Below are 13419 nucleotides of genomic sequence, written 5' to 3' on the forward strand. Positions count from 1 at the left end.
GGCTGTGACACACACTCGGTGTGTCACAGCCCGCGGCTCTGTCGTACGGCGGTGTCAGGCGGTCAGGCAGACTTCCTGCTGTCCCGCGGATGCACGGCGATGTTCATGGCTCCGGAGCGCAGAACCGCCAGCCTCTCGGCCAGCACCTCCTCCAGCTCCTCGCGTGTGCGCCGCTCCATGAGCATGTCCCAGTGCGTACGCGCAGGCTTGCCCTTCTTCTCCTCGGGGCCATCCCCGTCCACCAGGAGTGCCATGGCGCCGCACGCCTTGCACTCCCACTCCGGCGGAATTTCCGCCTCTACCGAGAACGGCATCTCAAATCGATGTCCGTTCTGGCATGCGTACTCCACCGCCTGGCGCGGGGCCAGATCGATGCCGCGGTCCGTCTCGTAGCTGGTAACCACGAGTCGCGTGCCGCGGAGAGCTCGCTCACTCATGAATCGTGCCTCCCGGGCTTGTCGCCCACAGGACAGGTGTCGCTGTCGTCGTCATCCGGTCAACGTCCGGTCGGCGGTAAAGATTCCCGTTGCCGGTCATGCGTCGCCCGTCGTGCCGCTGCTTCTTCAGGGTTGGGGTACCCGCCAATGCCCGGTTTGTCACATCTGGCAGAAGTTGTCACCCAACGGTTTGGCTTCTTCCGCTCGCAGTAACGGTCCTCCGGGCAGGCCAAAGGCGTACACTACCGGCCTTTCACTTCAACGTCTAAATCCGTTCGGGCACGGGATTGCCCGCGGCCGCCACGGCCCGCCGGATCGGCACCCTCGCGAGCAGTACGGAACCGACCACGAAGAAGATCACCAACGAGATGATCGCATCCCGGTAGCTCCCGGTCAGCTGATACGCGAGCCCGAACACCAGTGGCCCCAGCCAGCTCAGTCCGCGGTCGCTCATCTCGTACGCGGAGAAGTACTCGGCCTCCTTGCCGCGCGGCACCAGATGGGAGAACAGCGAGCGCGAAAGCGCCTGGCTGCCGCCGAGCACCAGGCCGATCGCCGAGGCCAGCACATAGAAGAAGACCGGCGCGTCGGCGGGCAGGAAATAGCCGGCGACGAGAATCAGCGTCCAGACGACGAGCGAGCCGAGGATCGTGCGCTTCGCGCCGTACACCCGCGCCAGCCGGCCCATCCCCAGCGCTCCGGCCACCGCGAGCACCTGCACCAGCAGCACGGCCGTGATCAGCGTCGTCTGGTCCAGGCCCAGCTCCTCGGAGCCGTACACCGAAGCCTGGGAGATCACCGTCTGCACGCCGTCGTTGTAGACGAGGTACGCCAGCAGGAAGGAGAGCGTCAGCGGATGGCGGCGCATGTCGCGCAGGGTGTTCATCAGCTGCCGCCACCCCGAACCGACCGCCCCTTCGCCGCCCGGTGTCACCCGCCGGTCGCGCAGCCGTCGCAGCGGTACGAGCGTGAAGGCGCCCCACCAGACGCCGGCCGACGCGAGACAGATCCGCACCGCGTCGGACTCGGAGAGACCGAAGGAGTCGTGGCCCGTGTACAGCACCAGGTTCAGGACGAGAACGAACGCGCCCGAGGTGTATCCGAACGCCCAGCCGCGCGAGGAGACCGCGTCCCGCTCCTCCGGTTCGGCGATCTGCGGCAGATAGGCGTTGTAGAGCACCATCGACACCGAGATCGAGGCGTTGGCCACGATCAGCAGGAGGGCGCCGAGCAGATAACGGTGACCGTCCAGGAAGAACATGCCGGTGGTGGCGGCGGCCCCCACATAGGCGGCGGTCGCGAGCAGCGGCTTCTTCCGCCCCGTACGGTCCGCGGCGGCGCCCACGACCGGCATCACGAGCACCGCGATCACCACCGACACGGAGACCGCGTAGGCGAAGAGCGACCCGGCGCGCACCGGTATGCCCAGCGGGTGCACGAAACCGTCGGCGTCGGCGGCCGCCTTGGCGACCGACGTCAGATAGGGGCCGAGGAACACCGTCAGGACACTGGTCGAGTAGACGGAGCAGGCGAAATCGTAGAAATACCAGCCGCGCTGTTCCCGTCTGCGGCTCGCGGCGTCTGCGGAACCCGTCGCGAGCTCCGTCGGCTCGGCGGTGTCCGCGGTCTCGGCGCTCAAAGCGCTCCCCCTCGTCTCTCCCCGTGGAGACCTCGCACGACCCGCGTCAGGCCCAGGCCCCCCGCTCGCTCAGCACCGTACGCAGCGTCTCGATGTGATCGGTCATGATGCCATCCACGCCGAGGTCGAGGAGCGCCGCCATCCGCTCGGGTTCGTTCACCGTCCAGACGTGCACCTGAAGTCCGCGTGCGTGCGCCTCGCGCACGAAGCGGCGGTCGACCACCCGGACGCCGTTCTGGCTCTCCGGCACCTGCGCGCACACGGCGCCGGCCCGCAGCGCCGCCGGAATGCCGAGCGAGCGCAGCCGCAGGCCCAGCACGCCGCGGACGCCGTAGGAGGTAGCGAGCCGGGGCCCCGCGAGACGGTGGGCCCGGGCGACCCTGGCCTCCGAGAACGAGCCGACGCAGACCCGGTCCCAGGCGTCCGTCCGGCGGATCAGGTCGACCAGGGGGACCAGGGCCGGCCCGGCCTTGATGTCGACGTTCCAGCGGGCTTCCGGGAATGTCTCCAGCAGCTCCTCGAACAGCGGCAGCGGCTCCCGGCCCGCCACCTTGGCCCGCCGCACCTCGCTCCACGGCAGCTCGGCTATCCGGCCCCGGGCGTCCGTCACCCGGTCCAGAGTGGCGTCGTGGAAGGCCACCAGACGGCCGTCCGCCGTGGTGTGCACATCGGTCTCGAAGTAGCGGTATCCGGCGTCGGCGGCCCGGCGGAACGCGGCCGTCGTGTTCTCGATCCCGTCGGCGGCGCCGCCTCGGTGGGCGAAGGGAATCGTCGCGGGATGGTCCAGATAGGGGTGGCGTACGGAGGTCACTGCGGCAGTATCGCCTGCTTCGGAGTCCGGGCGGTGACGGTGGTGTCTCCATTGTCCGGCGTGGGTACGACGGCCGCCTCGTCAGCGGCTCCGGCGGCGGTCTCCCCGGCCGGCTTGCCGTCGATCGCGAAGAAGCGCAGGAAGAACTGGGCGAGCGGGCCGATGGCCAGGGCGTAGAGAACCGTTCCCGCGCCGAGTGAGCCGCCGAGCACGAAGCCGGTCGCCACGACCGCCACCTCGATCAGGGTGCGGACCAGCCGGATGGAGCGGCCGGTACGCAGATGCAGACCGGTCATGAGTCCGTCGCGCGGTCCCGGGCCGAACCGCGCCGCGATGTACAGCCCCGTCGCGACACCGTTGACCACGACCCCCGCGACCATGACGGCGATCTCCGCGGCGAGGCCGTGCACGTCGGGCACGAGCGCCAGTGTGCCGTCCATGGCGATGCCGATGGCGAAGACATTGGAGACGGTGCCGAGCCCCGGACGCTGCCTGATCGGTATCCACAGCAGCAGAACGGCGGCGCCGACGATGATCGAGACGACTCCGATGGACAGTCCGGTGCGCTCCGCGAGCCCCTGATGCAGCACTCCCCAGGGCTCGAGGCCGAGACCGGCACGGACCAGGAGCGCCGAACTCGCCCCGTACAGCGTGAGCCCGACGTACAGCTGAATCAGCCTTCGGGTGAGGTGCGCCCCGCGAGGGACGGGGGTGATGGACAAGAAGTGCCCCCTGGAGTGGTGGTGGTGGACTGCCGCATGTCACTCTGTGGCAGGGGATTGGCCGCCAACTATGGCCAATCCGAGGAAGGTGGACTGATTTCGATGGCGCAGTGGACTTCGGCAGTCGGTGCGGCGCAGCTCGCCCGGCAGCTCCAGGCCCAACAGTCCCGACACACCGGACCGGGCGCCCGCAGGCCGCCCGCCTATCGTGCGCTGGCCGACGGGGTCCGTCTACTCGTCCTCGAAGGCCGGGTGCCGGTGGCCGCCCGGCTCCCCGCGGAGCGTGAACTGGCGCTCGCCCTGTCCGTCAGCCGCACCACCGTCGCCGCCGCGTACGAGGCGCTGCGGACCGAGGGGTTCCTGGAGTCCCGCCGCGGTGCCGGCAGCTGGACGGCCGTGCCCGCGGGCAACCCGCTGCCCGCACGCGGCCTGGAACCCCTCCCGCCGGAATCGCTCGGTTCGATGATCGACCTGGGCTGCGCCTCGCTGCCCGCCCCCGAACCGTGGCTGACCCGGGCGGTCCAGGGCGCCCTGGAGGAACTGGCACCGTACGCCCACACCCATGGCGACTACCCGGCCGGTCTGCCCGCTCTGCGGCAGATGATCGCCGACCGCTACTGCGAGCGCGGCATCCCGACCATGCCCGAACAGATCATGGTCACCACCGGCGCGATGGGCGCGATCGACGCGATCTGCCACCTCTTCGCGGGCCGCGGCGAACGGATCGCGGTGGAGTCCCCGAGCTACGCCAACATCCTGCAGCTGATGCGGGAGGCGGGCGCCCGGCTGGTGCCGGTGGCGATGGAGGAGGGGCTCGGCGGGTGGGACATGAACCGGTGGCGGCAGGTGCTGCGGGACGCGGCGCCGCGACTCGCCTACGTCGTCGCCGACTTCCACAACCCCACCGGCGCGCTGGCCGACGAGGACCGGCGACGCGACCTGGTGGACGCCGCCCGCTCCGCCGGCACCGTCCTCGTCGTCGACGAGACCATGAACGAGCTGTACCTCGACGACGATGTGCGGATGCCACGCCGGGTCTGCGCCTTCGATCCGGCGGGCTCGACCGTGCTCACCGTCGGATCGGCGAGCAAGGCCTTCTGGGCCGGTATGCGCATCGGCTGGGTGCGGGCCGCCCCGGACGTGATCCGCAGCCTGGTGGCCGCCCGGGCCTACGCCGACATGGGTACGCCCGTCCTGGAGCAGCTTGCCGTCAACTGGCTGATGCGCACCGGCGGCTGGGAGCAGGCCGTGCAGGTCCGGCGTGAACAGGCGCGGGAGAACCGGGACTCGCTCGTTGCCGCGCTCCGCCGGGAGCTGCCGGACTGGGAGTTCTCGGTTCCACGCGGGGGGCTGACGCTCTGGGTGCGTACCGGCGGCCTCTCGGGCTCCCGGCTGGCGGTGGCGGGGGAGCGGGTCGGTGTACGCGTTCCGTCCGGTCCCCGGTTCGGTGTCGACGGCGCCTTCGAGGGGTACGTACGGCTGCCGTTCACGGTCGGGGGGCCGGTCGCGGACGAGGCGGCGGTACGGCTCGCGGCGGCGGCGCAGCTGGTGGCTTCGGGGGCGGGTGCGGGGGTGGAGGCGCCGCGCACCTTCGTCGCCTGACCGTACGACGGTGCGGGGGCGGCGGACCGGCCGGTCCGCCGCCCCCGCACCGTTCTGTGCCGGTCCGTTCAGTCGCCGACCCGCATGCTCTCGGCAGCCACGGCCACGGCCGCGGTCAGGGGGTGCGGCATCGCCGGGTCCGGGACGCTCGCCCCGACGGGTCCGGGCTCCTCGGCCTCCTCGGCCGGGACCGGTGCCTCGGCCGGCGCCTGCCGTTCGGGGAGCAGGCCGAGGACCGCCTGCCGCTGTGCCTCGCTGGTCGCCTCGTCGTACGGATCGGGCGTGGCCGGAACCTGGAGCCGCAGTACGGGGCCGGTGCCCAGTCGCGCGTACCCCCGGCCGGGCGGGACGTTCGGCGTCGGGGTGGTGTGCGGCTCCGTGCCGAGCACCGACTCGACCTGGTCGCGGGAGCAGTGGCCGAGCACGACCCGGGCCCGGGTGTGGGTCCTGACGGTCTCGCCGAGGGTGTCCAGGCTGTCGAACTGGTCGGTGACGACCACGGTGACGTTGGCCGCCCTGCCGTGCCGCAGCGGCACCTGGAGCAGCTCCTGGGGATCGGGCCTACCGTCGGCGGCCGCCAGATGGCCGAGGACGCTGGGCCGGTCCAGCAGTACCCAGAGCGGGCGCTTGATGTCGTCGGGGGCGGGGTGGCCGGACTGCCGGGCCCGGTTCGCCGCGATCAGCCGCCGCTCCGTCTCGTGGGCCGCCCACTCCAGGGTCGCCAGCGCGCCGGCCAGGCCGCACTCGACGGCCAGTACGCCGTCGCGCCCGGTCAGGCAGGCGTACTCGCCGGTGCCGCTCCCTTCGATGATCAGGATGTCGCCGTGCTGGAGCGCCTGCAGGGCGATGGAGCGCATCAGCGTGGTGGTGCCGCTGCCGGGCTGCCCGACGGCCAGCAGATGCGGCTCGGTGGAGCGGGCGCCGGTCCGCCAGACGACGGGAGGCGCGTCGCGGGTCGCGTCGCCGTCGCTCACGGGAACGGTGCGCTGCACCGCGTCGCCGTCGGTGAAACCGAGCACGGTCTCGCCCGGTGCGGTGACGAAACGCTGGGCGCCGATCGAGGTGGGCAGGGCGTCGAGCACGCTCATGACGAGCCGGTTGCCCTCCTCGTCCCAGGAGAAGTGGTACTCGCGGCCGCGGCCCGACTTGGCGTGCAGCAGCTGCTCGATCCGGGCGCGGGAATCGGCCTCGCTGTCGGGGAAGTAGGCGGGGTACGTCACCTGAAGACGCGTCAGGCGCCCGTCGCCGTCGAATTCGTAGTCGCTGAAGGTCTTGTCCCAGTCGCCGCCGTGGGCGAACAGCGGACTGGGGTCGGCGGCCACGGAGAAGTACGGCACGAGCGCCTCGTACAGGGACCGCAGCCGTCCGGTCTCCGCTTCGTCGGGGCCGGTCCTGACGGGGGTCCGCTCCCGCCCCTTCCATGCGGCGGCGCCCATCACCGTGACCAGGGCGAGCACGGACCCGTAGGGGAAGAGCGCGACCACCATGACGCAGGCCGCGACGGAGAAAAGCACCGGACCACGTTTGTCCTTGGGCGTCGCGGTCCACTTCTGCCGTCCGGCTCCGGCCAGCAGCCGCAGACCACGGGTGATCATGATCAGCGGATGGAGGACGTCCGTGGCGTTGTCGGCGGCCGTGCGCGCGAACTCGCGGCTGCGAGTGATCGATGCGGTGCCGCTGCTCAGAATGCGGGGGAGTGGTCGCCGGGCCACGTCGGTCTCCTGAAGGGGTGGGAGCGGTCGCGGAGGGTCAGAATTTGATCCCGCCCAAGAGGCCGGCGAGACTCGCGCCGCCCGCGGTGATGCTCGGTGCGATGGCGGTGCCTGCCAGATAGAAGCCGAACAGGGCAGTGACGAGGGCGTGCGATGCCTTGAGGCCGTCCTTCCTGAAGAACAGGAAGACGATGATGCCGAGGATGACTACGCCTGACATGGACAGGATCATGAGAAGTTCTCCTGGTTGGGGGGACAGTCACCATGAGTCCTTCCAGGTTCACCAGAAGTATCTATACGATAAAAGCTGCATTTGAGTGAAAAGTCGGTATTTTCACTTGATTGGACGACAGGGGATGCAGGAAGGGCGTCGGCTGAACACCGGGGGCGCGGAACATTCGGTGTCGCGCACTGTTCCCCCACCCTCGGGCGTGATCCGCCGCGGTGGGCGGGCCGGTCGTGCGTGCGGTTGAGCAGTACCCTGTCGATTCACTCGTACGGCCCCCGCGGCGTACGCCCCCGCAGGTCAACAGTGGTGAAACCGATTAATGGAAGGCGGTCCGTCCGATGAGCGAAACCCCCGATCCCGAGGTGGTCGAGCTGGCGACCAAGGTCTTCGACCTGGCCCGCCGCGGTGAGGCCGACACGCTCGCCGCGTACGTCGACGCGGGTGTCCCCGTGAACCTCACCAACGACCGGGGCGATTCGCTGCTGATGCTCGCCGCGTACCACGGCCATGGCGCCGCGGTCACCGCCCTCGTCGCCCGGGGCGCCGACCCGGACCGGGCCAACGACCGCGGACAGACCCCTCTCGCCGGAGCCGTCTTCAAGGGTGAGGGTGCGGTGATCGAGGCGCTGCTCGCCGCGGGGGCCGACCCGGCGGCCGGAACACCCTCCGCGCTGGACACCGCACGCATGTTCGGCAAGGCCGACCTGCTGGAACTCTTCGGCGCCCGCTGACCGGGTACGTCGTAAATGTGGTCGCGGTGGCGAAATGACTGGGTCATCATGACGTCGCGGGCCCGATTCGGGCCACCGACGAGAGGCAGAGGAAGATGGTCTACACCAAGCAGAAGACGGCGGTCGGCCGATCATGTTGCTGCGCGGCGTAGTGCCCCACCCGGCACTTGGAACTGCACAGTCCCGGTTGCGTCGACAGCTTGATGTGAGGCTTTTTTCATGTTTGATCCGTTCATAGCGCCGAGCGGCACCCTGCTCGGCCTGCTGCAGAGGGGCCGTGGCGACGGCACGCTCCACGCGCTTGCCGCACCACGCCCCGAGGCGCTGGCGGCTCTCAACCACTGCGTCCTGAGCGATCCGCGCCACGACTGGCAGGTGGAGAACCGCTCGCTCTACTACGCACGCCTGTATCTCGACCTCGACGGCGGCATCGAAGAGATCGAGCGCCACCTGGGCGATCCCGACGACCACCTCGACACCGACGACTCACGCACCGGGCTGGCCCTCGCCGTACTCGGTCACCTCGCCTCGTACGGACGGGACGACGCCCTGGCACTGCTGCGGCGGTACGCCGCGACCGGGGCCAACTGGGCCTGGGCCCTCGACGAGCTCGCCCTGCGCGACGACGACGCGGGGCTCCGCGCCCTCGCCGTACCCGTGCTCGGCCGGTTCCCGGCCACCGAGGAGGGCGCCGCCGAGCTGGCCGCAGCCGTGCGGGACGCCTTCGAACCACGCCCCTGGCGGCTCTGGGCCGACGACCCCCGCGACGAGGTCGGCGCTCGGGTCAGGGCCGCCTCCGAACAGGGCTCCTTCGACCGCTGGCAGCGACAGATGCGACCCGGCGGCCCCCGCCCCGGATGGAGCGTCCAGGCCGTCTTCGACTGGGCCCAGCAGGCGCTGGAACGAGGCAGCGTCCTCCATGTCCCGGCCGCCCGCTGCCTCACCGCCGTCGCCGGCCCCGAGGACCGGTCCACGATCATCGAGGCCGCCCGCAGCGGCCCGGACGGCGCACGCTGCGCCGCCCTGCATCACCTGGCCGAGACCAGGGACCAGGCCGTGCTCGACCTGATCGAGACCGCCGCGGTCAGTGCCTCGCGCACCGTCGCCGACGCGGCCGTCGCCGCCTTCGAGCGGATGTGCGGCGACGCGGCGGTGGAGCGCGCCAGGCGCTGGGCCCGGCGGCCCGACGCCCTCGGCGCCTGCGCAGCCGGCGTGCTCGCCTGCCGGGGCGGGGCCCAGGACGCCCCACTGGTCCTCGGCGCACTCCGCGAGGCCGTACGGGGCGAAGGCCCGGACGCGCCACGCCTGTGGACTCTCGTCGACGGCACGGGCAGGCTGGGCATCGCCTGCGCCGCACCCGTACTGCGCCATGTCTACCGGGAGACGTCCTCCTCGCATCTGCGCGGCCGAGCGGCCCGCGCGCTGGCCGCGACCGATCCCTCCTTCGCCACCGGATTCGCCGTCGAATGCCTGTGGGACTGCGAAGAGACCACCCGCGAGGTCGCCGCGCTCCACGCCGAGACCGGCGACATCAGGGTCGCCGAGCGGCTGCGCCGGCTCGCCGCGGACCCGGCCGAGGAGGCCGAGGTGCAGACGGCGGTACGCAGCAGGATCGGACCCGACGCCCCGGCGGTCTGACCGGAACACGCACAGCGCCGCGCGTCGGGGGGCGTGCGGAGCTGCGCGCTCAGCGGCGCGTGGCGCGAACGGGGAGGGCCGCGCGGAGCGCACGGCACGCCGTGCCGCCGGCCGGTGCGCCGGGGAGCCTGCCGTGCCGTCCGGCCCGTTGTCGGTGCCGCGGGTCAGTATGGAGGGATGACCGGACACTGGGAGTTCTGGATCGACCGTGGCGGGACCTTCACCGATGTCGTGGGCCGGAATCCCGAGGGGTACCTGGTCACCCGCAAGCTGCTCTCCCACGACCCGGACCGCTACCGCGACGCCGCCGTGGCCGGAATCCGGGGGCTGCTGGGCCTCGGCCCGGCCGACCCGGTCCCCGCCGACCGGGTCGGCACGGTGAAGATCGGTACGACGGTCGCCACCAACGCCCTGCTGGAGCGGCGCGGCGAGCCGACCGTCCTGGTCATCACGGAAGGCTTCCGGGACGCCCTGCGCATCGCGTACCAGAACAGACCGAGACTCTTCGACCGCCGTATCCTGCTGCCTGAAGCGGTGTACGAGCGGGTGATCGAGGTCCCCGAACGGATCGACGCCCACGGCCGGGTCGTGACACCACTGGACCGGGGCATGGTGGCCGAGCGACTGCGGGCCGCCCGGGCCGACGGCCTGCGCAGCGCGGCCGTCGTCCTCATGCACGGCTACCGCCACCCCGCACACGAACGCGCCGTGGCCGCCGCGGCCCGTGACGCGGGCTTCACCCAGATCAGCTGCTCGCACGAGGTGAGCCCGCTCATCAAGCTCGTGCCACGCGGTGACACCACCGTCGTCGACGCCTACCTCTCGCCGATCCTGCGCCGGTACGTCGACGAGGTCGCCCGCGAACTCGACGGCATCCGGCTGATGTTCATGCAGTCCAACGGCGGGCTGCGCGAGGCCTCCCACTTCCGCGGCAAGGACGCGGTGCTCTCCGGACCCGCCGGTGGCGTGGTCGGTATGGCCCGTACGTCCGGGCAGGCCGGATTCGACCGCGTCATCGGCTTCGACATGGGCGGCACATCCACCGATGTGTCGCACTACGCGGGTGAGTTCGAGCGCGAACTCGGCACGCAGGTGGCCGGGGTGCGGATGCGCGCCCCCATGATGAACATCCACACCGTCGCGGCCGGCGGCGGCTCCGTCCTGCACTTCGACGGCCACCGCTACCGCGTCGGCCCCGACTCGGCGGGCGCGATCCCCGGCCCGGCCTGCTACCGCCGCGGCGGGCCGCTGACCGTCACCGACGCCAATGTGATGCTCGGCCGGATCCAGCCCGCCCACTTCCCGGCCGTCTTCGGACCGGACGGCGACCTCCCGCTCGACGCGGACCTCGTCCGCGACCGCTTCGACGCGCTCGCCGATGACGTGGCGCGCGCCACCGGAACACGCCGCACCGCGGCCGAGGTCGCCGCCGGATTCCTGGAGATCGCCGTGCTCAACATGGCGAACGCGGTCAAGAAGATCTCCGTGCAGCGCGGACACGACATCACCCGCTACGCCCTGACCGGCTTCGGCGGCGCCGGAGGCCAGCACGTCTGCGCCGTCGCCGACGCCCTGGGCATCGACACCGTCCTCGTACCGCCCCTGGCCGGCGTGCTGTCCGCGTACGGCATCGGTCTCGCCGACGCCACCGCGATGCGCGAACAGTCCGTCGAGGCGGAACTGCACGAGGCGACTCGCACCGCGGTCGGCGAACTCTGCGACGAACTCGCCCGCCGCACCCGCGCCGAACTGCGCGCCGACGCCATCCCCGACAGCGCCATCAGTACTCACGCCCGCGTGCTCCTGCGCTACGCCGGTACGGACTCCAGCCTGCCGGTCGGCCTGGACACCACGGCCGCCATGGCCGAGGCGTTCACCGCCCAGCACCGCGCCCGCTACGCGTTCACCATGGACCGGCCCCTGGTCGTCGAGGCGGTGTCGGTCGAGGCGACCGGGACGGCAGGACAGCACCGACCGCCCCCCGCCGACCGTACACCCCGTGAGAGCGCCGAGCCTCAACCGCACGACCTCGTCAGGATGTTCGCCGGGGGCCGATGGCAGGACACCCCGCTCCACCGACGCGAGGAGTTGCACCCCGCGGAGATGGTGACCGGACCCGCCGTGATCGCCGAGGCGGATGCCACCACCGTCGTCGACCCCGGCTGGCAGGCCGCTCTCGCCGACACCGGCCATCTGCTGCTCACCCGGGTCCGCCCGCGCCCGGACCGCACGGCCGTCGGCACCCGGGTCGACCCCGTCATGCTGGAGGTCTTCAACAACCTCTTCATGTCGATCGCCGAACAGATGGGCGTGCGCCTGGAGAACACGGCCCACTCCGTCAACATCAAGGAGCGGCTCGACTTCTCCTGCGCCCTGTTCGACGCGGACGGCAATCTCATCGCCAACGCTCCGCACATTCCCGTGCACCTCGGCTCGATGGGGGAGTCCATCAAGGAGGTGCTGCGGCGTAACGGCGGAGCGATGCGGCCCGGCGATGTGTACGCCATCAACGACCCGTACCACGGGGGCACACACCTGCCCGATGTGACCGTGGTGACACCCGTGTTCGACGTCGACGAGACCGCCGACGAGGGGCCCGGGCTGCGGTTCCTCGTCGCCTCACGCGGACACCACGCCGAGATCGGCGGCATCACCCCCGGCTCCATGCCCGCCTTCAGCCACACCATCGAGGAGGAAGGAGTGCTGTTCGACAACTGGCTTCTGGTACGGAACGGCAGATTCCGCGAGGGCGAGACGCGCGAGCTGCTCACCACCGCCGCGTACCCCTCCCGCGACCCGGACACCAACCTCGCCGATCTCCGCGCCCAGATCGCCGCCAACGAGAAGGGCATCGCCGAACTCCGGCGCATGGTGGAGCAGTTCGGGCCCGATGCCGTCGCCGCATACATGCAACACGTACAGGACAACGCCGAGGAGTCCGTCCGCCGGATCATCGCCTCACTGCACGACGGCGCCTACCGCTACGAGACCGACAACGGCGCGGTCATCGAGGTCGCCCTCACCGTGGACACGGCAGCCCGAAGCGCGGTCGTCGACTTCACCGGCACCTCGCCGCAGCAGCCGGGGAACTTCAACGCGCCGAAATCCGTGGTCATGGCAGCCGTGCTGTACGTCTTCCGGACCCTGGTCGCCGACGACATCCCCCTCAACAGCGGCTGCCTCAAGCCCCTGGAGGTCAGAATTCCGGAAGGCTCCATGCTGGCCCCGGTCCATCCGGCGGCCACCGTCGCGGGAAACGTGGAGACGTCCCAGGCCGTCACCGGAGCCCTGTACGCGGCGCTCGGCATCCAGGCCGAGGGTTCGGGCACCATGAACAACCTCACCTTCGGCAACGAACGCGTCCAGTACTACGAGACGGTGGCGAGCGGCTCGGGCGCGGGCGACGGCTTCGACGGCGCCGACGCCGTACAGACCCATATGACCAACTCCCGCCTCACCGACCCCGAAGTCCTCGAATGGCGCTACCCCGTGCTGCTGGAGAGCTTCCGGGTACGGGACGGCAGCGGGGGCGGAGGGCGTTGGCACGGCGGCTGCGGCGTGGAGCGGCGCATCCGCTTCCTCGAACCCGTCACCGTGGCACTGCTCTCCGGCCACCGCCGGGTGAGGCCGTACGGCATGGCGGGCGGAGAACCCGGCGCGCTGGGCGAACAGCACATCGAGCGCGCGGACGGCCGGACGGTCGCACCGCTGCGCGGCTGCGACACCGCCGGCCTGGAGCGGGGGGACGTCCTGGTGCTCCGCACGCCGGGGGGCGGGGGCTACGGAACCCCGGAACCGGGCGGCGACGACCGTACGGAGCGTGGCGGCGGACAGTCGTGATGCCGCGGCCGGCCGGCTTCGGGCAAGGGGTCGCTTCTGCGCCGTTTCGACCGTTGTC

At 71.3% G+C, this 13419-nt stretch carries 10 protein-coding genes; 4 read left to right on the forward strand and 6 right to left on the reverse strand.

Annotation, left to right across the window (positions count from 1 at the left end; genetic code table 11):
- Positions 1-62: 62 nt before the first annotated feature.
- From ACFVV1_RS39085 to ACFVV1_RS39100, 4 genes are all read right to left on the reverse strand, one after another.
- On the reverse strand, positions 63-437 hold the full coding sequence (locus ACFVV1_RS39085) for an RNA polymerase-binding protein RbpA (protein WP_007262928.1): 375 nt from the start codon (positions 435-437) through the stop codon (positions 63-65).
- Positions 438-702: 265 nt separating this feature from the next.
- On the reverse strand, positions 703-2076 hold the full coding sequence (locus ACFVV1_RS39090; RefSeq protein ID WP_389999923.1) for an MFS transporter: 1374 nt from the start codon (positions 2074-2076) through the stop codon (positions 703-705).
- Between the two features lie 46 nt (positions 2077-2122).
- Positions 2123-2887, reverse strand: coding sequence for a glycerophosphodiester phosphodiesterase (locus ACFVV1_RS39095; protein WP_389999925.1), 765 nt, complete (start codon positions 2885-2887; stop codon positions 2123-2125).
- Positions 2884-3609, reverse strand: coding sequence for a YitT family protein (locus tag ACFVV1_RS39100; RefSeq protein ID WP_389999928.1), 726 nt, complete (start codon positions 3607-3609; stop codon positions 2884-2886). The genes ACFVV1_RS39095 and ACFVV1_RS39100 overlap by 4 nt, the downstream gene beginning before the upstream one ends.
- 102 nt (positions 3610-3711) lie before the next feature.
- Here ACFVV1_RS39100 and ACFVV1_RS39105 point away from each other — a divergent pair, with 102 nt between their 5' ends.
- Positions 3712-5211, forward strand: coding sequence for a PLP-dependent aminotransferase family protein (locus ACFVV1_RS39105; RefSeq protein ID WP_389999931.1), 1500 nt, complete (start codon positions 3712-3714; stop codon positions 5209-5211).
- A 68-nt stretch (positions 5212-5279) separates the two neighbouring features.
- Here ACFVV1_RS39105 and ACFVV1_RS39110 read toward each other — a convergent pair whose 3' ends face one another.
- Both ACFVV1_RS39110 and ACFVV1_RS39115 read right to left on the reverse strand, forming a co-directional pair.
- Entirely contained in the window at positions 5280-6923 is a 1644-nt protein-coding gene (locus ACFVV1_RS39110) for a hypothetical protein (RefSeq protein ID WP_389999934.1), read from the reverse strand.
- Positions 6924-6960: 37 nt separating this feature from the next.
- Positions 6961-7155: a hypothetical protein gene (locus ACFVV1_RS39115; RefSeq protein ID WP_018103962.1), complete on the reverse strand. Its 195-nt coding sequence runs from the start codon at positions 7153-7155 to the stop codon at positions 6961-6963.
- A 335-nt stretch (positions 7156-7490) separates the two neighbouring features.
- Here ACFVV1_RS39115 and ACFVV1_RS39120 point away from each other — a divergent pair, with 335 nt between their 5' ends.
- From ACFVV1_RS39120 to ACFVV1_RS39130, 3 genes are all read left to right on the forward strand, one after another.
- On the forward strand, positions 7491-7883 hold the full coding sequence (locus ACFVV1_RS39120) for an ankyrin repeat domain-containing protein (protein ID WP_389999937.1): 393 nt from the start codon (positions 7491-7493) through the stop codon (positions 7881-7883).
- Between the two features lie 219 nt (positions 7884-8102).
- The gene (locus ACFVV1_RS39125) at positions 8103-9521 is read left to right on the forward strand and encodes a HEAT repeat domain-containing protein (protein ID WP_389999939.1); all 1419 of its coding nucleotides are present in this window, start codon (positions 8103-8105) and stop codon (positions 9519-9521) included.
- 177 nt (positions 9522-9698) lie between these two features.
- The gene (locus tag ACFVV1_RS39130) at positions 9699-13361 is read left to right on the forward strand and encodes a hydantoinase B/oxoprolinase family protein (RefSeq protein ID WP_389999942.1); all 3663 of its coding nucleotides are present in this window, start codon (positions 9699-9701) and stop codon (positions 13359-13361) included.
- The last annotated feature ends 58 nt before the right edge of the window (positions 13362-13419 follow it).

Origin of the sequence: Streptomyces sp. NPDC058092, assembly GCF_042884935.1 — a bacterium.
Taxonomy (GTDB): Bacteria; Actinomycetota; Actinomycetes; order Streptomycetales; family Streptomycetaceae; genus Streptomyces.